The following is a 20,551-nucleotide window of genomic DNA, read 5'->3' on the forward strand; positions in this document are numbered from 1 at the left end:
GGGGCGCGACCGCCTCGAAGCTGTCGCGGTCGTGCTCATGGTGGGCTTCATGCTGCTGTTGAGCCCTGTCGCCGGCGTCGTCATCGTTGTCGACCTCCGCGTTCGGGGTACTCGATGCGCATGAAGGATCGGGCCTGGGATCTCGCATACGCCGCCGGTTGGTGGACGGTATGCGCGCTACCGGAAAAGCCGGCGAGGCGCCTGTTCGAGATGGCTGCGGATCGAGCGGCCCGAAACGGCGGGCCGATCCAATTACGACGCAACCTCGCTCGGGTGTTGTCCACCTCTCCCTCTGAGGTGCCCGACGAACTCGTGCGCGCGAGTCTACGTTCGTACGCGCGGTATTGGTGCGAAGCGTTCCGGTTGCCGTCGATGGATCCCCTACGGCTGGCCGAGACCATCGACTCCGCGGCCACCGGTCTCGAACACATCCACGAGGCCGTCGCGCGTGGGCGCGGCGCAGTGCTGGCGCTTCCGCACAGCGGGAACTGGGACCTGGCGGGAGTGTGGATCGTACAGCGGATCGGCACACCGACCGTCGTCGCCGAGCGACTGCAACCGGAATCGTTGTTCCGCCGCTTCGTCCGGTTCCGGGAAGGCCTGGGTTTCGAGATCATCCCGCTCACCGGTGGCACAGTTCCACCGTTCGAACAGCTGACCGCCCGGATCCGGGAGGGACGGTTCGTCGGACTCCTCGGTGAGCGTGACCTGACCGGAGCGGGCGTGCCGGTAACCTTCTTCGGCGAACCGGCCTGCATGCCTGCCGGCCCGGCCAAGCTCGCGATCGATACGGGTGCGCCGCTGCTGCCGGTGCACTGCTGGTTCACTCCGGGCGGGTGGGGGTTCCACATCGACGCCCCGATCGACACCGCAGGCGGCGTAGAAGCCACGACCCAGTTACTGGCCGACCGGTTCGCCGCCGGTATCGCCGCGCATCCCGCCGACTGGCACATGCTGCAATCGGTGTGGACGGCCGACCGGCGGGACCGCACACAGACACCCGGCAGACAGTGACGACGTCGGTTTCCGCGGCAGGCCTCGTGGACCGTCAGAAGAAGTCGGCAGAGGTGATCTCGGCGCGGAAGAACTCGCCGTCCGTGCCGGTGCCCGTGTCCCAGCTCGCGCGGATCCGTGAGGCGATGGTCATGCCACCGAACCGGTGTTCGGCCTCGACCGCGACGATGAACGGATAACGGCCGAACTCGTGATTGTCGGGGTTGCCCCACCGCAGCATCCGCACCCCGCACAACGCCCCGTCCTCGGCGACATCCAGACGCACGGTTTCCTTGCGGCCGGCCACCGTCCAGGTCGCCGCGGCGACGAATTCGTCGCCGCGCCACCGTGCGAGGGGAAACGACGTCGGCACGAAGATGCTCTCCCCGGCCAGGCGGCCGGCCGCGCTGTCGCTGACATCAGGGCCGTCCGCGGACATCACCGGAATGATTCCCCCTATCCGCCAACGCATCTCGCCACAACCGTCGGTGAAGCGGTCGTACCCCGACACTGATACCGGGCCGATCCGAGTGGTCGCAGCCCACACGAATCCCGACGTCGGGGCGAGGAGTTGGACAGCGGTGAACGGTCGCCAGGATCCGAGCCGGATCTGCCCGGACATCTCGAGTCGTGCGGCTGCGGCCATCGGCGTGCCCTCGGCCACCGCATGGTTGATCCAACGCCGCGCAGCAGGCGGCAGGGGTTCGGTCAGGGCCGGGACGAACCGCTCACCGGTGCCCCTGATCTCGGACAGAGCACGCCAGTGTGCGCCGACATGATGAGCGGCGCGCGGAATAATCGGTGCACGGCCCATGCGCACGAATCCTCCACCGGTCGATTCGGCCGTTCACGATGCTTCGCTCGGACTCGATGCTTCATCGATGGGGTGGGCCGATACTCGCTGATTCGAGCAAATTATGCCTGGGCACCGTGTCCTTGCCGACGGAATCGTCGATCATCGCGTTATAGGTGACCCTGCCGAGTCGGTCGGCGGTGACGTCCCTGGGTACCCGGTCGCCGGGACGGAAGAGGTACACATGAGCGTAACGAGTAGAGGACGGTGCCGACGCGGGGGTTCGGTTCGATGTTGACGGCCCTGTGGTACGGACTGGGGACCGCCGTGCCCTTGTTCCTCGGAGCTGCGATCGGCCTGCTCTACAACCTGCCCCGCCCGGTGCTCGCGGGGTTGATGGCCTTCGGCGCCGGTGCCATGGTGGCGGCGGTCTCCACAGAACTGTTCGCCCCGGCCTTCGCCGACCAGGGGTTGTGGGCGGCCGGCGGGGCCTTGATGCTGGGAACCGTCGTCTATGTCGTTGCCGATCGCGTGATCGAGAACATGCTCGGCCCTGCAGCCCTGGGTTGGGCGCTGATGCTCGGGGCCCTCCTCGACGGCGTTCCGGAGAATGCTGCGTTGGGGACCACTCTCGCAGCCGGCAGCGGTGGAATCGTGTTGCTGGTGGCCGTGGCGGTTGGCAACATCCCCGAGGCGGTGGCGGGTGCGGCGTCGATGCGGTCGGCTCTGTCGCATCGCTCTGCTCTGCTCATCTGGGGCGTGACGGCCGTTCTGCTGGTGGCGGTGGTTGTGGTGGTCACTGCGTTCGCCGATTCTCTGCCGGAAGCGGGAATTCCGCTGATCCAGGCATTCGCCGGAGGCGCCACCATTGCGGTGATCGCCGACTCGTTGATGCCGGAAGCCTATCGAGAAGGCGGATGGTGGGTCGGTATCTGCACTTCGCTGGGATTCCTGGTCGCCTTCGCTCTCGGTGCATGAGAAGCCCACCCTCATCGGATCCGGCCGAAAGTTCGGACCCCCGATACTCTTCAGAACGGATTTGCCGTTGACCCAACGAGATCCGCAACGGAATTGATGACGCGGGTCGGGCGGTAGGGGAACCGCTCGACGGACTCGCGGGTCGAAATGCCGGTCAGGACCAGCAGTGTCTGCAGACCGGCCTCGAGGCCGCAGACGATGTCGGTGTCCATGCGATCACCGATCATCAGCGTGTGTGCGGAGTGCGCACCGATCGCACGCAGGGCCGACCGCATCATCAGGGCGTTCGGCTTGCCCACGAAATACGGCTCACGGCCGGTCGCGCGGGTGATGAGCGCTGCGACTGCCCCGGTGGCAGGAAGCGAACCCTCTCGTGACGGGCCGGTCGGGTCCGGATTGGTCGCGATGAACCGGGCGCCGCGTTCGACCAGTCGGATCGCGGTGGTGATCGCCTCGAAGGAATACGTGCGTGTCTCACCGAGGACGACGTAGTCCGGGTCGCTGTCCGTGAGGACGTAGCCGATGTCGTGCAGCGCGGTGGTCAATCCGGATTCACCCACCACGTAAGCGCTGCCACCGGGACGTTGATTGGCGAGGAACGTCGCCGTCGCCAGCGCGGAGGTCCAGATCGATCTCTCGGGCACGTCGAGGCCGGAGCGCAGCAGGCGCGCCCGCAGGTCTCGGGGTGTGCGGATGGAATTGTTGGTGAGCACCATGAACGGCGTACCGGTGTCGCGGAGCTCGGTCAGGAACGCGTCGGCACCGGGGATCAGGTGATCCTCGTGCACGAGAACACCATCCATGTCCATCAGGTAGTTCCAGACCGGCGCGGATGTGGGTTCTTCGCTCATTCTCCGAGTGTGTCACCTACTGTTCCGGCCGGCAGCCGATACAAGGCGATCACCCGCCGAGGTTCGCGACGGTCGAGCCGAGCACGCCCGCCTGTAGCTCCAGGTCGCTCTCGTCGTGGTCCCGATCCTGCGGTAGCTGCTTGCGGAGGTCTTCCCTGGTGACCACGAGGAACGCTCGGTTCTCATCCGTGAGCTCCTGACCTCCGACCACGCGGAAGCGTCCCTCCTCCAGAACGAGTGCGGGGTCATCGAGCGTCGAATCGAGGAGTTCTCGAAGGTCGGTGGCGGTCAAGTTGGTGGGCACATGTCCTCCTGCACTTGCTGTTCTTTCGAACCTGTCGGTGTCTTCCGGAGGTACCCGGTGGAGCGGTGGCCGAACCCGGTGGTATTCGGTCGCCGGGGCGGGTCGGCCACATCCGTGCGGGAAGCGCATCCGGTGGCGAAGGCTCGCGTGGCGGAGCGCGCCGACTCGCATTACGAAATGTGAAGGGATCGGGTGCGTTCGGTCGCCTCTCGGCGAAAGGCGCAACACGGCTCCAGTCGAACGGAACTTCCGTGAAGGCAAAGGGTTGAGCCCGGGGGACACGAATATGCACCCGATCCGCCCAGCACAACGCGACCAGATCCCCGTCTATTCCCCGCGGGAGGTAAGCGCGTGCGGAAGCCGATTGCGTGCGCGACAGGCTGTGACGAACGATACGCCGGTTGTTGCTTCAACCGGCGTACGCTCGACACCACTCATGTACACAGACTTCGCCACACTCGGCGGAACTCTCATCTGGTTCGCCGCCCTCATCGCTCTCACCCACATCCTCGGCCACACCCTCTGATCTCCGGACCTGGTCGGCACCCCCTAGTCCTGAGATCTCCGCAGGACGCCCAGCAGGTGTTCCTCACCCCACGTCGGCAATCACGAGTAGCGTGGGCGGTACGGGCATCTTGCCCGACACTTTCTCGCCTTGACACGCGACATCGTGAAACAGGCGGAAGAGGCTGCATTTCATGGCCGAATCGATCGAAATCTTGATCAAGGCCCTTGGAGATCTACGAAGACCGCCGAGCGGACGGCACGATCTCGGTGAAGCACTGCGTGCGGTGACCACGGCCGTCGCGGTGACGATCGCCGGGGTCGAGTGCGCCGACATCGTGCTCATCGGCAAGGACACATTCGAGGCGCACGGAGTGGCGTCGTCATCGTCCCGGGAACTCGGTCGGATCCAACGCGACGCCGGTGGTCCCTGCATCGACGCTGCCGGGGTCACGAGCGTGGTCTACAGCAGCGACCTGCGGTCCGAGAGACGGTGGCCGCAGTTCACCGAGGAAGCCCTGCTGGTCGGGGTCGGCAGTGTGTTGTCCTTCCAACTCACACCCGAACCGATATCGCCGGTTCGCTGAACCTGTTCGCATCGAAGCCGCAGACTTTCGACGGTGCAGCGGTTGCGCTGGGCATCGCATTGGCGGCGCAGGCGGCGTCCGAGCTCACGGCTGCACGCGCGGAGCTGCATCTGCGCTCGGCGTTGGCCACCCGAGACGCCATCGGCCAGGCCAAAGGTGTTCTGATCCAGCGCTGCGACGTCGACACCGCCCGCGCGTTCGTGATGCTGCGGACACTGTCGCAGGATCTCAACGTCGCCGTCGCTCGAATTGCCGAGCGAATCATCGAGGACCACACCGCTTCTCTGTGATCGTTTGTCCGATCACGCACAGTCCGTCCGTCGGGCGGTCCACAGCGGTTCCCTCGAGAGCGATGTAGGCACAAGAGGTGCATTCGACTGCCTACGAACCGTGGGGGTGTCTATCGCCCTCGAGTGCTGCGACGACGCTTCTGGCATGCGAAACCCATGCAGCGACCGTCGCGCCGGTGCTCCGAAGCGGGAGTTGAGCCAGACGCAAGGTCGAGGTGCAGAGGCCTTCCGGATCACGTACGGGGAAGACGAGGGACCCGACATCGTAGAGGCCGTCGGGATCGAGTTCTCGGACGCGATAGTCGACGTCCGACCCGGGGATCACGGTCCGGATGTCACGTTCCTCCACGGGTGTGAGCAGGCTCGATTCGTAGCGTCGTGTCGCTTCGCGCATCGTCTCGTAGGCGGTGAGGCCTTCTCGAGGAAGAAGGGAAAGCGCGTATCCGTGGGCGCGTACGAAACCGAGTCGCCGGCGGTAGACCCGCTTGGTGTCCTCGTCGATTCCGATGGCCCTGGACAGCCATCGTTCCTGTTCCTCCTCGGACAGGTCGAAGACGATACTGTCGCCGATCGGCGGCACGATCGGGATACGTCGTGCGAGTCCGTTCGTTTGTTCCACGCCGGGGCCGAAGGCCGACAGCACTCGGGCCATCTCGTCCCGGCCGATCGTCGTGTAGAGCGTGACCTCGCAACCGATCGAGTGAGCGAGCGCTTCGACCTCTGGGCGGAGGGATTCCGCCGCGCTGATCGAATCGGTGATTTCGTGCTGCAGCCGAGCCATCAGCGACGTACTCACGAAGCTGCCGTAACCGCCCTGGAAGTAGATCAGAGGCGCCACGGGGTTGGTGACCGCCAGATCGCTCACGGTGCAGAGGACGATCCAATGGTCGCCGGCATCGACCGTGTTCGTCACGCGTGCGTCGATCCAGGCGACCGATTGATCGAGAACCGGGTTGCCGGACGGAGAGGTGAACCACTCGATGCCGTCGAACTTGTTCTCCCAGCGCCGGGCGATCGTGGCGACGAGATCCTCCTGCTCGCCCCCGATGACATTGATGCATATCGACTCGCACCGCCGGAGTTTGTCGAACGTCCGGGACGTCTTCATCGGCATGAACGAGATCAGGGGAGGATCGAGGGACACCGAACTGAAGGTTCCGACGACGAGGGCGAGCAGTTCGCCGTCGGCGGCGCGTCCGGTGATCACTGCAACGCCCGTGGGATAGTGGCCCATCACCTCGCGGAACAGGCCCTTGTCGATACTGACGGTGTCGAGGGACATAAGCACTCCTTGGTCGGAACGACGATCGATCCGGCTCGGTTCAGCCTTTGCGGTGACGCGCCTGGAGGGTGCGTCCAAGGGCTTCGGGGCGGAGGAAGAGGATGCACAGCATGCCGCCGACGAGCAGGACGACACCGGTGATCGTGAAGGCTTGATGTACGCCTACGGCCATGTTGTTCGCCATCTCGGGGGTGAGGGACGTGCCCGAGGGCGGCGAGACGTACCCCGCGCGCGTCATCAGCCATCCGACGAGGGTGGGGGAGATGATTGCGCCGATCGACGCGACACCGCCCAGCGTGGCCATCATGATCGGACGCTGCCGTGCGCCGACCGCGAATGCCAGCGCAGAGGCGGTCATCGGGTAGGCGAGGCTGCAACCTGCGGCGATGCAGAGCAACGCGACGGCGGCGACACCGGAGGCCGCCTGGACCAGGATGAAGCACACACCGGCAACGAGTGCTGCGATACCGAAGGGGATCGCGATGGACCGATGCGCGTTGTATCCCCGCTGCATCAGTCGGTGACCGAGGAATCCGAGGAAGAGAAGCACGAGCGCTCCCAGGATCCAGGGAATCGTGGTGACCGTCCCGACCTGGGGCAACGAAAGTCCGACCACGGTCCCCAGGTACTGGGGCAGCCAGGTGGTCACGAACCCCTGCACCCAGAAGTTCGAACCTCCGCCGATGACCGCCGCGAGGAAAGTCAAGCTCGCGAATGCCCGCCAGAGCGAGACGGCCGGTTGTTTGTCGACATCATCCGTGGCGATTTCGTGAGCGGACTCGGCATCCGCCTCGGGGGCATCCTTGCCGGCGGAATCCTCCTTCCCGTGGCCCGCGTAGGGCCCGTCGCCGGCCAGGATCAACCAGGCGATCACCCAGACCAGACCGACGATACCGAGGACACCGAACGCCCAGCGCCATCCCCAAGCACCGATGACCCAGGCCAGGGCAGGTGCGGCGAGGACCGGACCGAGGGTCGAGCCCGCAGCGACAAGATTGGAGGGAAGCGCGCGACGTCGGGGTTCGAACCAGGAGTGGGCGGAGGTCAGTGACATCGCGGTGGCCGGGCCCTCGGCGCCGCCGAGAACGATGCGGGTGACCAGAAGGATCGCGGCGCCGCCACCGAGCAGCATGGGGAACTGCATCACGGCCCACACGACGCCCATCGTCAGGATGATCCACCGCACCGAGAACCGCGCTGCGAGAAATCCGGTAACGACCGAGACCACGGCGTAGAGGAAGAAGAACGCACTGCCGATGAAACCGAACTCGACGGCCGAGATTCCCAGGTCCGGGATCGCCTCTGACGCAACGAGTCCGAGTATGGCCTTGTCGGCGAACGCGACGATCTGAAAAAGAACGAGGAGCGCAGTGATCAACCAGGCCTTGCGGTTCATTCTGCCGAAGTCGATCTTCTTCGATGCCTTCGGATCGGAAGGATCGATGATCTTGTCCGGCGCCACGGTCGAAGCCATGAGAGGCCGCCTTTCTTGTGGGCTGGGAATGGGGCTGGAGTGAGCGGCGAGTGCTCCGTTGGTGATCGGAAGCCCAACGGTGTGGAAAACCTATGTCGCCTTGCGTCACTCGGGTAGGAGGGAAACCTTTACTGTCGGTACGTCCTATTCCTGGGCAGAATGGGGAGGTCAGCGACTGCAGGAGGATGATGTGAACGCGCCCGTGGTTGACGTGTCCATCGAAGATCAGGTGAGGTCGGTCCGGACCGGTTCGACGACGGCGACGGAACTCGTGTCCCGAGCCAGAACGGCAATCGACGCTCAGGAATCCGTACTGCAGGCGTGGGTGCAATTGTCGAGCACTACTGCCGAGGACGTCGCGACGATCGATGCCGACCGCCGAGACCTGCCTTTGCGAGGGATTTCCGTCGGTGTGAAGGACCTGATCGACGTCGCCGGCATGCCGACCCGTGCGGGATCGCCGGTCACATCCGCCGCGGCAGCTGTCGCGGACGCGCCCTGCGTGGAACGATTGCGTTCGCTCGGCGCCGTCGTCCAAGGTAAGACCGTCACGACCGAGTTCGGTTACTTCCGTCCGGGTCCCACACGCAATCCTCATGCACCCGAGCACACGCCCGGAGGATCGTCGAGCGGGTCCGCCGCCGCGGTCGGTGCTGGCACCGTGCCGTTGGCGCTCGGTACCCAGACCGCGGGTTCCCTGACCCGACCGGCGTCCTATTGCGGCACGGCCGGACTGGTTCTCGCCCACGGCAGTACCGAGATGGCAGGAATTGTCGGCCTGAGCGACTCCCTCGATTCCCTGGGGCTGCTCACCCGCACCGTCGCCGATCTGCGTTACGTCCACGATGCGTTCCTCGGCTCAGCCGCCGCTGTTCAGTCCGGTCTTCCGGAATGTGCGTTCGTCTGGGGCGGAAGCTATCTCGGATATCTCGACCCTCCGATGATCGCTCTGCTGGGCCGTCTTCCGTCTGTTCTGGCCGGACTGGGCCTGCATTCGGAAATGCTCGACTGGGACGACCACGTGCAGACTCTCGCCGAGGACACGCGACGATCATGGCCTTCGAGGCCGCACGCACCCGAGCTCGTGAGTTCGAACGGCAGCGGGACGGTCTGAGCCCGCAGATCCGAGATCTGCTGCAGCAGGGACAGACAATCTCGGTCTCCGACCACACGGCTGCGTTGATCCGACGGGATCGCTCGCGGGAGTTGTTGGGCGAGATACTCGACGGATCATCCCTCATCGTCGGTCCTGCCGCGACCGGACCTGCACCGAAGGGATTGTCGGCGACCGGTTCGCCGATCCTCAGCCGCCCGTGGCAGTTGCTGGGCCTACCCGTGGTGATTGTGCCCGGCGCGCGCACCACTGCGGGACTGCCGCTCGGAATACAGCTCGTCGGCCTGCCGGGTAGGGAGGATGACCTGTTCGAGGTCGGGGAGAGACTCGAAGCAATTCTCCGCGAAAGTCCCCCGCTGGACGAGTGATTCGAAGACCATGCCCCTGATGACGACTGGAGAATTCTTGATGCTGAAACCGCGCCCGGTCAATCACCATCGGATGTTCCTCACCTGCTACGAGGACACCTTCAACTACGGATGGCATCACGTCGACTTGTTCGTCCACGACGAGTACGGACGCGAGGTCAACTGGGTGCATTGGACCGTGGAGGCGGATGGACCGGAAGCGGCCGACGTATCGGTCCGTCGTGAAGAACCCCTGCTCCGCCGCACCACCGACTGGGAGCCGAAGACAAGCGCAGTCGGGGCTCCGTACTGGACTGCCGAAGCAGCGTGGGATGCGGACAGCTGACATGGCCGAGCATGTGACCGGCAACGATGCGCCGGCGTCCGAGGCCACCGTGTACGTCGTCGACGACGATCCAGCGTTGTGCGATTCCGTCGACTGGATTCTGGAGAGCATCGGCATCCGACCGGTCATCTGCCACAGTGCCGATGTCTTCCTCGATGTCTACGACGGCACGCATCCCGCTTGCATCGTGCTCGATGTGCGCATGCCGGGCATGAGCGGCACGAGGTTGCAGGAGCGGATCAACGAGTTCGCGCCGCATGTGGTGATCATCTTCGTTTCGGCGCACGGCGACATCAGGATGTCCGTCTCGACGCTGCAGAAGGGCGCCATGGATTTCCTGGAGAAGCCGTACGATCCGCAACGGCTGCTCGACGCGGTCCAGTCCGGCGTCGAGCGCGCTCGGACGCGTTTCACGGAGCATGCTGCACGCGTAGCGCTGCGGGAGAAACTCCAGGGGCTGACGCCGCGTGAGCGGCAGATCCTGGCCTTGGTCGTCGAAGGCCTGCCGAGCCAGAATATCGCCCGCAAGCTGGGGATGAGCGTGAAGACCGTCGATGTCCATCGGGCTCGGATCAAGAGCAAGACCGACTCCGACAGCATCGGCACCTTCGTTCGGGACCTCCTCCGCTACGGCGTAGAGGTCCCGAACGAAGCCTGACCACGGTCGATCAGTAGTAGTCGAGGACGAGTCGCTGCCCTCTCGTGCGCGACACGCACACTGCCATGACTTCCCCGGATTCTCTCTCGGCACGGGTGAGCACGTTGTCGCGGTGTTCGGGCGAACCCTCCAGGACCTGCATGATGCACGTTCCGCAGATGCCTTCCTGGCAGGAGGTGTCGACGTCGCAACCGTTGTCCTGGAGGACCTCGACGATGCTCTTATCGGCCGGAATCCGATAGGTCTCTCCGTCCAGCTCAACTTCGAATGCGGCGTTCGCCGACGCGTCGGGTTGCTCCGAGGCGTGGAAGTTCTCGAGGTGGATGGCGTCGGGGGAGACGTGCTCACGCGCGACGGCAAAGACCTTGTCCATGAACCCGGCCGGTCCGCACGTATAGATGTGAGTGTGTGGAGGCAATTCGGCCAATTCGTCCTTCAGGACATGCTCCTGGGCCTCGCGCGTCACTCCGAGATGCTGATGTAGCTTGTCCGGGCAGCGGTCGTTCAGCAGCGGCAGGAATGCCGCTTCGGATTCGGTGCGGGCGAAGTAGTGCAGTTCGAAGCTGATGCCGTGAACGTCCATGTAGCGGGCCATACTCAGCATCGGAGTGATGCCGATGCCGGCGGCGACGAGCACGTGGTGCTGTGCCTCTTCGGCGATGGCGATCAGGTTCCGAGGTGTGCTGATGCGGAGGGTGTCGCCGACAGAGAGTTCGTGCAGGGCAGCGGATCCACCGCGTGAGTTCGCCTCCTTCTTGACGGCGAAGACGAACGAGTCCGGTGCGTCCGGGGTGCTGCACAGCGAGTACTGACGTGTGATCGCTGTCGGGCCCTCGACGTCGATGTGTGCGCCAGGCAGGTACGGACCCAGCGGTGACCCGTCCGCCTTCACGAGCGTGATCGACTTGACGGTCGGTGTTTCCTGGGTGATGTCGGAGACGATGACGTCGATGAGTGTCATGTCAGGTTCTCCTCGTGTAGCGACGGGTGCGGGCCGATAGGGATGGAACGCTCAGCGCAGATACAGGCCGCCGTTGATGTCCCAGCAGGCACCGGTGACGAAGAAAGCGTCGTCGGAGATCAACAGCGCGACGGTGTCAGCGACGAACGATGCACTGCCGAGTCGCCCGACCGGAATACCGGCAACGATGCCGTCGAGTTTGTCGGCCGGAACCGTCTTGCGGACGACCGGCAGATCGTGTGGGCCCGGGGAGATCGCGTTGACCGTCACGCCTCGCGCGGCGAGTTCCCGCGCGAAGATCTTGGTGGCGGTCAGGATCGCACCCTTCGACGCCGCGTAGTGCCCGCCGGTGGCGGTGCCGCCGTTCTGGCCCGCGAGCGAAGCCATGTTGACGATGCGACCGAATCCCTTGTCGGCCATCGCCGCTCCGAACACCTGACAGCCGAAGAAGACGCTGTTGACGTTCGTGGTGAGCACATCCGTGAACTCGTCTTCACCGAGTGTCATCAGGTCGGCCGCGCGGGTGACCGCGGCGTTGTTGACGACGATGGTGGGCGTGCCCCACAGGTCTTCACAGACTGCGAGGCCTTCCTCGAAGGCCGCCTTGCGGCCGACGTCCAACTCGATGCCGCGGGCTGTGGACCCGTCGGGGGACAGTTCCGCCGCGAGGGCGTCGACCGCGGCGGTGTCGAGGTCGGCGAGGAGCACCCGCCGGCCGTCGGTATGCAGTTTACGGGCGATGGCGGTGCCCATTCCGCCGGCGGCTCCGGTGACGACCGCGATACCCGGGGCATGAGGATTCATGGCGGCCTCTCAGAGCAGATAGCCGGACGCACTGACCGCGTCCTCACTGTCGATCAGACGGATCACCTTGAGCGCGATCCTGTCGTCGCCCTCGTCGTCGAACACGATCGTGTGCGTCAGATCCGCGCCGAGGGTCAAGAACTCGTTGCGTTTGAAGGCATTGACGATCTGCGCCGAGCGGAGGGTGACCGAGGTATCGGTGCGCTCCTGCACGGTGAAGCGGGAGATCACGCGGACGGTGCGTGCTGCGGCGACCGCGGACGGCGAGTAACCCTGGAGCATGCGTTGGACGCGCAGTCGGCGCATCCGTGCATCGTCGTAGACCATGTTGAGCGAGGACGCGAAGTCATCCGTGTCCGGGTCGATGGGGATCACGTAGATGCCATCATCGGTGTACATCTGTTCCCAGGACTTGTAGTCCTTCGCGTCGAGGGCTTCGGCCTCCTTCCACACCAGTTCTATGGCACGCAACACGCGGGGATCGGTCAGGCTCAGGTCAGTCATCGCTCATCAGCTTCTTCCACATTGCGTAGGCCTCGCGCATTCCTGTCTCGTCGGTGACATGTGAAGTGGGCCAACCTTCTTCGGTGAGGTATTCGCGCCCCTCGCCGCGGTTGACGAGGATGGGCATGTCGGGATTGCCACCGGCGCCGATCTGGACCCGGGTCCAACCCTCCGCATCGTCGGGGCTGCCGAAGCCGAACGGGCCCTGGAAGTGCTCGTGAATACGCAGACGCTCCCGGTTGACGGATTCAGGGCCGCCGTCCATGCCGATGGCCATGTGCCAGATCTCGGTCTCGTCGACGGAGATGGGAATCAAGACCCGGAAGAACGACGAGGACATCGCCACATTCGGAAAAGTGTTGAGGTTGAACCCGCAGCCGTGCATCGAGCGCATGTAGCGACGGATCCGCTCCGGACTCTCCCCGGCCTCGGTGAGTTCGTCGACGAGATGCTGGAAGCGTGGCTGGATTTCCTCGGTGCCGTCGTCGATATCGAGGTCGACGTGGGCAGCGGCCATGATCGCGACGCTGTGTCCGTTGCCGAGCGAATGTGTCTCGGCGGCCGGATCGTCCATGAACGACATCATGTCGGCGGTTTCCGCGTCGACGGAGGCCATCCATGACTTGTGCACCATCGGGAAGTGGTAGCCGTCCGTGGTGTTCTCCAGTTGGATCTTCCAGTTGCCTTTGAAGCGGAACTTGTGGACGCCGAGCACCTTGGTCGGCAGTCCGTTGCTCTGCTTGAAGAAACGCTTCATCCAGAGCTTGGCGTCACCGAGGAAATCCTCGAGGGGTTCGGCGTCCTGGTTGAAGGTCGCCCAGACCATGCCCAGGTAGCTCTCGGTGCGCAGCGTCTGGAGGGGGAAGTCCTTCTTGTCGATGACTCCCTCGTAGCCGTCCGGATAGGGGATACCGCGCAATCGACCGTCGAGAGCGTAGGACCAGTTGTGGTACGGGCACGTGAAGCCGTTGGCCTTGCCGCTGCGCTGGTCGCAGACGGTCGCGCCGCGGTGCCGGCAGCGGTTCAGGAGAGTGTTGAAGTTTCCCTTGCGGTCACGAGTGACGATCACCGGCTGATCCCCGACCTGAGTGGTCTTGAACGAACCGGGCTCGGGGATCTCGCTCTCGTGCGCGACCCACACCCACGTGCGGTAGAAGATCTTCTCCATCTCGACACGGAAGATCTCCGGGTCCGTGTAGAGCCGTCCGGCGACCCGATCGGTGCCGACGAGATCCCCGTAATTGTTCTGGATCGAATGTTCGATCGTCGTCATGTGTTTGCTTCCTTCGAACTCGTCACGTGCGGGTATCCGCATCAGTGCAGATGACTCATCGCGTCGATGGGCAGGGGTGCCGCGAACATGCGCTGGGTGCGGAATCGGTGTATGCGGGCCGTGATGTCCGCCGAGCGGGTGATCTCGAAATCGATCTCGAGTCGGGCACACAGCAGTTCGGCCGTGCCGTCCGTGTACAGCGACAGTTGTTGCATGATCCATCGACCGTGAGCAGTGTCGCGCTCGGCCCGGATCCGTTCGCTGCCGAGCAGATGCGTGTTGCGAACGAAATGTTCGGCTGGTGGAAGATATCGAGAGACCAGAGCGACGATGTCCTCGCGCCCGTGAGCGATCCCGAACTTGTCTGTGTACTCCGATCCGATGCCTTCCCAAGTCGCATCGCCGGTGAACAGCGAGCCGATCTGTTCGGGATGCTCCAGGGAACCAGGGACGTCGCACAGGTCCATGTAGCGCATCAGGCATGACCGGGCGGCGTCCTTGACTTCGAGCGCGGAAAGTCGGTCCGACATGTCGGTCACGTCTACACGTCCACGTCGTCCCGAATGGTCAACTCACGACCCATACGAGCTTCGATCTTGAAATACCTCCACAATGCAAACTCACCGATCATGGTGGTGCGTAACAGGTTGCACGCGTTCTTCACTGTCTCCTGGTCTTTGACGTCCGCGAGGACGTAACACGTCCACGGCCACCCATCGGACGGTCCGACCATGTGGGCGTCGTCGTCGAAGGTGCCGATGATGTCGACGCCGTCCATGCGCTTGAGATCGGAGAGCATAGTGGAGATGCCGACCCAGACCGGGCCGATCTCCGCCTTGGGGAGATCGAAGAAGTTCTGGTTGTTGCCGATGCAGAACAAGGTGCGCAATGGTTCGGGCACGACAGGTGTCCTTTCGGTCATGTGAGCCTTGCGGGCTCGCACGGTCGGAGAGGCGATCAGGGGAAGCTGGGGATACCGGAGTCGAGACCGAGCAGAATCGAACCGGCGGCCTCGAACGTGTTGGTCTGCAACATGGCGTGCTGGGCAGGAACGAGCGCATCCTGCAGATATCGCTGGAGAGGATGACTGTCGTAGATCGCGCCGGTGCCGGCGAGATCGAAGGCCGACAGCACCACGGTGCGACCGACATGCGCGGCATGTGTCGCTGCCAAGCGGAGCATCGCCCTGTGTTCGTCGGAGATCGGATCGCCCGCAAGCGCAAGACTCCACACTTCGTCGGTGACCTCGTAGAAGAATGCACGTGCCGACCGCAGATCGGCCTCGGCCCTGGCCAGACCGATCTTGTAGGCGGGACGGTTGCCCTTGGCGGCACCGCCGGTGATGCTGGAGCGCGCTGCACCGACCTCCTGCACGTAGTCGAGGGCACCGCGCGCTGCTCCGAGCGTGACCACCGCGAGCACCTGCGCGGCGTAGGCAAGCATCGGGTAGCGGGTGATCGGTTCGTCGACTTTCGGTGCGCCGCCGCGGACGAAGGTCATCTCCTCGGGCACGAAGAGTTGGTCAGCGCGTATCGAGTGGGAGCCGGTGGCTGCCATGCCCGCCACGTCCCAGTTCTCGACGATCTCGACGTCCGCTGGATTCACCAGCGCGGTGAGAGGCATGCCGTTGGTGTCCGGGCCGCCGGCGAGACCGATCCCGAGGATGTCGGCGCCTCGGCAGCCGCTCGCGAACTGCCACAGCCCGCTGCACAGATAGCCACCGTCGACCTTCTCGGCTTCCTGCATGGGGAACAAGCCGCCGGCGTAGGCGATGTCGGGGCCGTCGGCGTAAATCTTCGCCTGCGTCGCGACCGGGAGAGCGGAGAAGTACACCAGCGACGATCCGAAGCTGGCGACCCAGCCCGTGGCCGGATCGATCGCAGAGATCCGTTCGACGAGGTGCATGAAGGACGACGGCGCCATCGGTTCGCCACCGAACTGTGCCGGCGTGGATGCCCGGTACAGTCCGGCCCGTTTGAGCAATGCGATGTAGTCGGGGGGTACGAAGCGTTGCTGGTCGAACTCGTCGCGCCGGTCGCGGAGCACTTCGAGCGCGTGCTCGAACGCGCGATCCCGCGCCGGACCCGCCGGCGCTGCCTCGATCCGTTCGGTCGTGCTGGGGATGGTCATGCCGTCTCCGTTTCGGTACGTGTTCGCGCTGATGAACACGCTATGGACGAGCCGGTGACGGCGGTATCGGGACTTTCTCCCGAGGCCATAAAGTAATTCCCAATGGCGGTGACGACGTTGCGCGTCGGACGATGGACCGTCCTGCTCCCGGAGGTGTTGATCGATGTTCCCTACCCGACGTGACTTCCAGGCGATGGCGGAGCGAACGCAGACCGGCATCCTGATCCACGAGGCTGCGTCGAAGAACATCCTGTGGGCCAATCCCGCTGCGTGCCGGATGTTCGGTTTCACGCTCGAGGAGTTGCGACCGCTCAAAGCGCACCACATGAGCAGTCAGGAACGTCAGTATCGCCGGGCACTGGGAGTGGCGTGGCTGCAGTCCGCGGTCGTACATGGATCGAGTCGGCGGCAGTGGAAATATCGAACCAAGGACGGAGTGGACTTCCTCACCGACGCCAACGCGTCCCTGGTGCAGTTCCAGGACGGTCCGGTGGTGATGGTCGAGTTCCGCAACATTTCCGAGGAGGTGGAGATCCAGCAGGAACTCAGCTGGGTGTCGCAGTCGTTGCAGCGGATCATGACGCACACCTCGGCCGGCATCCTGGTGCTCGACGACGGCAACTGCATCGACGACATCTCACCACTCGCGGCGCGGTTGTTCGGCTCGACCACCGAACGGTTGATGGGGGCCCACCTCGAGGACCTGGGTCGATGCGATCCGTCGCTGGATTCCGAGCAGGTGGTGTCGAAGCTGGCGTCGGGCACCGGATCGGTGAAGATCCGGCAGAAGATCGAGAGGCCGGACGGCCGCGTCACCTGGCTCGCCGGTGAGCTCGAGGACGTGGTGCACGACGGCATGGTCTCGCGGGTGCTCGTGATCCGGGACGTGACCGACCGCGTCGAGTTGGAGCAGCGCCACGAATACCAGGTAGCGAACCTGCAGTATCTGAGCCGCTACAACGCGATGGGTGACATGGCGATGATCCTGGCCCATGAACTCGGGCAACCGCTGGCGGCGTCGTCGAACTACCTGCGTGGTCTCCAAAGGCGCGTTGCCGGTGGCACTCTCGACCGCGATCAACTCTCCTACGGTCTGGACATGGCGGAGAAGCAGTTGAGCCGTGCTGCGGAGATCGTGGCGTCGGTCAAACGGTATGTGCGGCGCATCGAATCGACGTCGTCGGCCATCGATCTCAACGACGTGATGGAGGAGAGCCTGTATTTCGTTCGGTTGCGCGCGGCTGAACGGGGCGTGCGGGTGGTGGTCGATCGGACCGTCGAGAGCTTGCCTGTGCAGGGGGAGAGCGTGTTGATCGGTCAGGTCATCATCAATCTGTGCTTCAACGCGATCGACGAGATTGTCCTGCCCACAACGGAGACGAAGGAATTGAGGGTCACGACCTGCCGCGATGGGGACTGGGCATGCATCCGGGTGGCCGACGAGGGCCGAGGCATGGAACGAGCCCCGCGAAATCAACTCGTCTCAGGGGCGTTCTCTGCGAAGCAGGACGGCTCCGGGCTCGGCTTGATCGTGTCGGAGCACATCGTCGAGCGTCACGGCGGCGACATCGAGTTCTCTCCGAACGAGCCGCAGGGAACCGAGGTTCGTCTGCGGCTTCCGATCGCCGGTGGCACGCGGTTGGTAGGTGTGTAGCGCCGTTCCTAGATCGCGACAAGCACCGGTTTGCCACGCGTTCTTCAGTCCAGACAGAACTCGTTGCCTTCGATGTCCTGCATGACGATGCAGGACTCGTCGACGCCATCGGCGTGCAGAACCTTCACCTGCGCAGCGCCGAGCGCCACCAGTCGGTCGGACTCCGCTTGCAGAGCAGACAGTCGCTCGTCACCCTCCAAGTCTGTGCCGACGCGCACATCGAGATGCACCCGATTCTCCACAACCTTCTCCTCGGATACCCGCTGGAAGTGCAACCGCGGACCGGCGCCGGTCGGATCGGCGCACACGAACGCGCGGCCCTGCGACTCTGCGGGCAGGCTTGCGTCGTAGTCGGTCCATGGCGCGAACCCGTCGGGTGGCGTGGGCACCTCGTAGCCGAGAACCTCGCACCAGAAATACGCGAGTCGCTCGGGTTCGACGGGATCGAAGGTGACCTGTACCTGCCTGACCGACGCCATGCGGGTCACCCTAGGGAGCAGCATCGGACCGAGCAACCGCATTCTCGGACGCGAAATCGCACTCGGTCGTCGAATCCGAAGGGTGATGGTGAGCCTCGGTTGTCACCATCACGGGTGTGGACACCGGAAACCGACGTACGTCTTTGCAGTCTCAGCGCTCGTTCACCGGGTAGGCGAGGGTCTCGCGAGTCAGATGGAACAAGCCGGGCAGCAAGAGCGCAACAACTACTACCACGACCACCTTGTCCATGGTCGGCAGGAGCATGATCGCCAGACTCGGAGCTCCGACGACCAGCCCGACGACCGCAACATTTCGGCCGGTTTTCAACCGGGTACGCCCCGTGGCCGAGAGCGGGCCCTCGGATCGGCGCACGACACTTCGATGAGCCCGGTACACCACCGAGGCCCCCCATCCGAACGCAACCACAACCACGATCGACACCGCCAGCAGCAGCGCAGTCACTTCGAATCCTCCACGTGTCGTCGGTTGGTAGAAGACCGTCCGTAGGCTCCGTAACCGCGCGTTCCATTACAGGCTCGCAACAGAGTTACAACAGTCTTCTCCGACGCTCGAGAAACGAACAGACACCCTGTTCGCCCGAGAGGATGCTGGATCATCCGAGTTACACGGCTGCACTACATCTCGTTGCGCGATCCTCCACGAGCCCCAGGGGGAGCTCATGAACACCGGCAGCGGCTCGCGCGACGTTCCACCACCTCGGCAGCGTGACGCCGCCGTACGAACCGATCGCCTCAGGGAGACGGAATGTCAGTCGTAGAACCATCGAAGAGTTCGAGGACCCGTAAGCACCATGACGGCGCCGACTTCCACGCTGAGAAGAGCGAATACCTCGAAAAACGTTCACTTCGTAGAGGAACCGCAGGGTGGGTGCTCCTTGCGGGACTCGGTGTCAGTTACGTCATCTCCGGTGACTACGCCGGATGGAACAACGGACTCGCCGAAGGTGGGTTCGGCGGCCTGCTCATCGCCGGCGTGGTCATCGCGGGCATGTACTTCGCGATGGTGCTCGGGATGGCCGAGTTGTCGTCGGCGCTCCCAGCTGCCGGCGGTGGATACACCTTCGCGCGTCGCGCGCTCGGTCCCTGGGGCGGATTCGCCACCGGCACGGCAATTTTCATCGAGTACGCGATCGCACCTGCAGCCATCGCGACGTTCATCGGCAGCTACGTCGAATCCTTGAACATCTTCGGGATCACCGACGGATGGTGGATCTACCTTGCTGTCTACGCGATCTTCATAGGCATCCACCTCACCGGTGCGGGCGAAGCGCTCAAGTCGATGTTCGTCATCACCGCCATCGCTCTCGTCGGACTCGTGATCTTCGCGATCTCTGCGTGGGGACTGTTCGAGTCCGCGAATCTCACGGACATCGCGCCGACCGATGCTGTCGGCGCCTCGGGTTTCCTGCCGTTCGGCTACTTCGGTATCTGGGCCGCGGTCCCGTTCGCGATCTGGTTCTTCCTGGCGATCGAGGGCGTTCCTCTCGCTGCGGAGGAAGCGCGTGAGCCGGAGAAGAACGTGCCGCGCGGCATCATCTCCAGCATGCTGGTGCTCTTGCTGACCGGAGCGACCGTGCTGTTCCTGGCGACCGGTGCGTTGGGCGCCGAGGGGTTGTCGACCTCGGGCAACCCGCTCGTCGAGGCGCTGGGTGACGGGACAGCGGCGAAGGTCGTCAACTACATCGGGCTCGCCGGGTTGATCGCCAGCTTCTTCTCCATCATGTACGCGTACTCGCGGCAGACTTTCGCGCTGTCCCGCGCCGGCTACCTGCCGACGAGCCTGTCGGTGACGAATTCGCGCAAGGCGCCGATGCTCGCATTGATCGTGCCCGGTGTGATCGGCTTCGTCCTGTCGCTGACCGGTGAGGGCGCGATGCTTCTCAACATGGCGGTCTTCGGTGCCGCCGTGAGTTATGTACTCATGATGGTCAGCCACATCGTGCTGCGCGTGCGCGAACCCGAGATGCGGCGTCCGTACCGCACACCCGGTGGAATCGTCACGACATCGTTCGCGCTGGTGATCGCTGCGGCCGCTGTGGTGGCCACCTTCCTCGTCGATCCTGTTGCGGCTCTGTGGACGTTCGCCGCGTTCGCTGCATTCATGGCCTACTTCGGTCTCTACAGCCGCCACCACCTCGTCGCGAACTCCCCGGACGAGGAGTTCGCGGCTCTAGCGAAGGCGGAGGAAGAGCTGGGGTGACGAC

General features: G+C 64.3%; 22 protein-coding genes and 1 pseudogene. 9 read left to right on the forward strand and 14 right to left on the reverse strand.

Annotated features, from left to right (window positions below; genetic code table 11):
- Positions 1-114 precede the first annotated feature (114 nt).
- Positions 115-1,014 carry a phosphatidylinositol mannoside acyltransferase gene (locus RBB84_RS07760; RefSeq protein WP_024100987.1) on the forward strand — a complete coding sequence of 300 codons (900 nt, stop codon included), beginning with the start codon at positions 115-117 and terminating at the stop codon, positions 1,012-1,014.
- Between the two features lie 34 nt (positions 1,015-1,048).
- On the opposite strand, the gene RBB84_RS07765 is transcribed toward RBB84_RS07760, so the two are convergent.
- Entirely contained in the window at positions 1,049-1,807 is a 759-nt protein-coding gene (locus tag RBB84_RS07765) for a DUF6544 family protein (protein WP_006552095.1), read from the reverse strand.
- A gap of 270 nt (positions 1,808-2,077) precedes the next feature.
- On the opposite strand from RBB84_RS07765, the gene RBB84_RS07770 reads away from it, so the two are divergent.
- Complete coding sequence (locus RBB84_RS07770) at positions 2,078-2,764, forward strand: hypothetical protein (protein WP_064255697.1); 687 nt, start codon at positions 2,078-2,080, stop codon at positions 2,762-2,764.
- Between the two features lie 50 nt (positions 2,765-2,814).
- Here RBB84_RS07770 and RBB84_RS07775 read toward each other — a convergent pair whose 3' ends face one another.
- A complete protein-coding gene (locus RBB84_RS07775; RefSeq protein ID WP_024100990.1) occupies positions 2,815-3,615 on the reverse strand; it encodes an HAD-IIA family hydrolase in 801 nt (266 codons plus the stop codon).
- A gap of 49 nt (positions 3,616-3,664) precedes the next feature.
- Entirely contained in the window at positions 3,665-3,919 is a 255-nt protein-coding gene (locus tag RBB84_RS07780) for a hypothetical protein (RefSeq protein ID WP_019289459.1), read from the reverse strand.
- A gap of 698 nt (positions 3,920-4,617) precedes the next feature.
- On the opposite strand from RBB84_RS07780, the gene RBB84_RS07785 reads away from it, so the two are divergent.
- Positions 4,618-5,010: a hypothetical protein gene (locus RBB84_RS07785; protein WP_231911944.1), complete on the forward strand. Its 393-nt coding sequence runs from the start codon at positions 4,618-4,620 to the stop codon at positions 5,008-5,010.
- A gap of 59 nt (positions 5,011-5,069) precedes the next feature.
- On the forward strand, positions 5,070-5,300 hold the full coding sequence (locus RBB84_RS07790; protein ID WP_231911945.1) for an ANTAR domain-containing protein: 231 nt from the start codon (positions 5,070-5,072) through the stop codon (positions 5,298-5,300).
- A gap of 91 nt (positions 5,301-5,391) precedes the next feature.
- On the opposite strand, the gene RBB84_RS07795 is transcribed toward RBB84_RS07790, so the two are convergent.
- Together RBB84_RS07795 and RBB84_RS07800 are read right to left on the reverse strand one after the other, a co-directional pair.
- Complete coding sequence (locus RBB84_RS07795) at positions 5,392-6,582, reverse strand: flavin reductase family protein (protein ID WP_024100992.1); 1,191 nt, start codon at positions 6,580-6,582, stop codon at positions 5,392-5,394.
- A gap of 40 nt (positions 6,583-6,622) precedes the next feature.
- A complete protein-coding gene (locus RBB84_RS07800; RefSeq protein WP_064255636.1) occupies positions 6,623-8,056 on the reverse strand; it encodes an MFS transporter in 1,434 nt (477 codons plus the stop codon).
- Positions 8,057-8,246: 190 nt separating this feature from the next.
- Here RBB84_RS07800 and RBB84_RS07805 point away from each other — a divergent pair.
- The 3 genes and pseudogenes from RBB84_RS07805 (at position 8,247) to RBB84_RS07815 (ending at position 10,521) form a co-directional block, all read left to right on the forward strand.
- Positions 8,247-9,538 (forward strand): annotated as a pseudogene (locus RBB84_RS07805) (amidase).
- A 40-nt stretch (positions 9,539-9,578) separates the two neighbouring features.
- The gene (locus RBB84_RS07810) at positions 9,579-9,863 is read left to right on the forward strand and encodes a hypothetical protein (RefSeq protein ID WP_033098222.1); all 285 of its coding nucleotides are present in this window, start codon (positions 9,579-9,581) and stop codon (positions 9,861-9,863) included.
- 1 nt (position 9,864) lies between these two features.
- The gene (locus RBB84_RS07815) at positions 9,865-10,521 is read left to right on the forward strand and encodes a response regulator (protein WP_006552104.1); all 657 of its coding nucleotides are present in this window, start codon (positions 9,865-9,867) and stop codon (positions 10,519-10,521) included.
- A 10-nt stretch (positions 10,522-10,531) separates the two neighbouring features.
- Here RBB84_RS07815 and RBB84_RS07820 read toward each other — a convergent pair whose 3' ends face one another.
- The 7 genes from RBB84_RS07820 to RBB84_RS07850 are packed head-to-tail and all read right to left on the reverse strand — an operon-like array spanning position 10,532 to position 16,193.
- Positions 10,532-11,482 (reverse strand): PDR/VanB family oxidoreductase, encoded by a 951-nt coding sequence (locus RBB84_RS07820; RefSeq protein WP_064255638.1) that lies wholly within the window; start codon positions 11,480-11,482, stop codon positions 10,532-10,534.
- Positions 11,483-11,533: 51 nt separating this feature from the next.
- Positions 11,534-12,286, reverse strand: coding sequence for an SDR family oxidoreductase (locus RBB84_RS07825; RefSeq protein ID WP_024100996.1), 753 nt, complete (start codon positions 12,284-12,286; stop codon positions 11,534-11,536).
- A gap of 9 nt (positions 12,287-12,295) precedes the next feature.
- On the reverse strand, positions 12,296-12,790 hold the full coding sequence (locus RBB84_RS07830; protein ID WP_006552107.1) for an aromatic-ring-hydroxylating dioxygenase subunit beta: 495 nt from the start codon (positions 12,788-12,790) through the stop codon (positions 12,296-12,298).
- Positions 12,783-14,063 carry an aromatic ring-hydroxylating dioxygenase subunit alpha gene (locus tag RBB84_RS07835; protein ID WP_064255698.1) on the reverse strand — a complete coding sequence of 427 codons (1,281 nt, stop codon included), beginning with the start codon at positions 14,061-14,063 and terminating at the stop codon, positions 12,783-12,785. Before RBB84_RS07835 ends, RBB84_RS07830 begins: the two co-directional genes overlap by 8 nt.
- Before the next feature lie 41 nt (positions 14,064-14,104).
- A complete protein-coding gene (locus RBB84_RS07840) occupies positions 14,105-14,602 on the reverse strand; it encodes a nuclear transport factor 2 family protein (RefSeq protein WP_064255639.1) in 498 nt (165 codons plus the stop codon).
- Positions 14,603-14,604: 2 nt separating this feature from the next.
- The gene (locus RBB84_RS07845; RefSeq protein ID WP_037216736.1) at positions 14,605-14,985 is read right to left on the reverse strand and encodes a hypothetical protein; all 381 of its coding nucleotides are present in this window, start codon (positions 14,983-14,985) and stop codon (positions 14,605-14,607) included.
- A gap of 35 nt (positions 14,986-15,020) precedes the next feature.
- Positions 15,021-16,193, reverse strand: coding sequence for an acyl-CoA dehydrogenase family protein (locus tag RBB84_RS07850; RefSeq protein ID WP_064255699.1), 1,173 nt, complete (start codon positions 16,191-16,193; stop codon positions 15,021-15,023).
- 163 nt (positions 16,194-16,356) lie between these two features.
- Between RBB84_RS07850 and RBB84_RS07855 the strand changes: the two genes are divergently transcribed.
- A complete protein-coding gene (locus tag RBB84_RS07855) occupies positions 16,357-17,847 on the forward strand; it encodes a PAS domain S-box protein (protein WP_024101000.1) in 1,491 nt (496 codons plus the stop codon).
- 44 nt (positions 17,848-17,891) lie between these two features.
- On the opposite strand, the gene RBB84_RS07860 is transcribed toward RBB84_RS07855, so the two are convergent.
- Positions 17,892-18,326: a VOC family protein gene (locus RBB84_RS07860; protein WP_064255700.1), complete on the reverse strand. Its 435-nt coding sequence runs from the start codon at positions 18,324-18,326 to the stop codon at positions 17,892-17,894.
- 151 nt (positions 18,327-18,477) lie between these two features.
- Entirely contained in the window at positions 18,478-18,789 is a 312-nt protein-coding gene (locus RBB84_RS07865) for a hypothetical protein (RefSeq protein WP_064255640.1), read from the reverse strand.
- Positions 18,790-19,092: 303 nt separating this feature from the next.
- Here RBB84_RS07865 and eat point away from each other — a divergent pair, with 303 nt between their 5' ends.
- A complete protein-coding gene (eat, locus tag RBB84_RS07870) occupies positions 19,093-20,547 on the forward strand; it encodes an ethanolamine permease (protein ID WP_064255641.1) in 1,455 nt (484 codons plus the stop codon).
- Positions 20,548-20,551 lie beyond the last annotated feature (4 nt).

This window comes from Rhodococcus sp. D-6, assembly GCF_040256695.1.
Classification (GTDB): Bacteria; Actinomycetota; Actinomycetes; order Mycobacteriales; family Mycobacteriaceae; genus Rhodococcus; species Rhodococcus pyridinivorans.

Excerpts from the sequence above, each read along its gene's own strand:
- eat (WP_064255641.1), top strand. The coding sequence starts at position 19,093 with ATGTCAGTCGTAGAACCATCGAAGAGTTCGAGGACCCGTAAGCACCAT.
- RBB84_RS07835 (WP_064255698.1), bottom strand. The coding sequence starts at position 14,063 with ATGACGACGATCGAACATTCGATCCAGAACAATTACGGGGATCTCGTC.
- RBB84_RS07845 (WP_037216736.1), bottom strand. The coding sequence starts at position 14,985 with ATGACCGAAAGGACACCTGTCGTGCCCGAACCATTGCGCACCTTGTTC.
- RBB84_RS07815 (WP_006552104.1), top strand. The coding sequence starts at position 9,865 with ATGGCCGAGCATGTGACCGGCAACGATGCGCCGGCGTCCGAGGCCACC.
- RBB84_RS07760 (WP_024100987.1), top strand. The coding sequence starts at position 115 with ATGCGCATGAAGGATCGGGCCTGGGATCTCGCATACGCCGCCGGTTGG.
- RBB84_RS07860 (WP_064255700.1), bottom strand. The coding sequence starts at position 18,326 with ATGGCGTCGGTCAGGCAGGTACAGGTCACCTTCGATCCCGTCGAACCC.
- RBB84_RS07775 (WP_024100990.1), bottom strand. The coding sequence starts at position 3,615 with ATGAGCGAAGAACCCACATCCGCGCCGGTCTGGAACTACCTGATGGAC.
- RBB84_RS07785 (WP_231911944.1), top strand. The coding sequence starts at position 4,618 with ATGGCCGAATCGATCGAAATCTTGATCAAGGCCCTTGGAGATCTACGA.
- RBB84_RS07820 (WP_064255638.1), bottom strand. The coding sequence starts at position 11,482 with ATGACACTCATCGACGTCATCGTCTCCGACATCACCCAGGAAACACCG.
- RBB84_RS07855 (WP_024101000.1), top strand. The coding sequence starts at position 16,357 with ATGTTCCCTACCCGACGTGACTTCCAGGCGATGGCGGAGCGAACGCAG.
- RBB84_RS07810 (WP_033098222.1), top strand. The coding sequence starts at position 9,579 with ATGCTGAAACCGCGCCCGGTCAATCACCATCGGATGTTCCTCACCTGC.
- RBB84_RS07765 (WP_006552095.1), bottom strand. The coding sequence starts at position 1,807 with ATGGGCCGTGCACCGATTATTCCGCGCGCCGCTCATCATGTCGGCGCA.
- RBB84_RS07830 (WP_006552107.1), bottom strand. The coding sequence starts at position 12,790 with ATGACTGACCTGAGCCTGACCGATCCCCGCGTGTTGCGTGCCATAGAA.
- RBB84_RS07825 (WP_024100996.1), bottom strand. The coding sequence starts at position 12,286 with ATGAATCCTCATGCCCCGGGTATCGCGGTCGTCACCGGAGCCGCCGGC.
- RBB84_RS07800 (WP_064255636.1), bottom strand. The coding sequence starts at position 8,056 with ATGGCTTCGACCGTGGCGCCGGACAAGATCATCGATCCTTCCGATCCG.
- RBB84_RS07795 (WP_024100992.1), bottom strand. The coding sequence starts at position 6,582 with ATGTCCCTCGACACCGTCAGTATCGACAAGGGCCTGTTCCGCGAGGTG.
- RBB84_RS07850 (WP_064255699.1), bottom strand. The coding sequence starts at position 16,193 with ATGACCATCCCCAGCACGACCGAACGGATCGAGGCAGCGCCGGCGGGT.
- RBB84_RS07770 (WP_064255697.1), top strand. The coding sequence starts at position 2,078 with ATGTTGACGGCCCTGTGGTACGGACTGGGGACCGCCGTGCCCTTGTTC.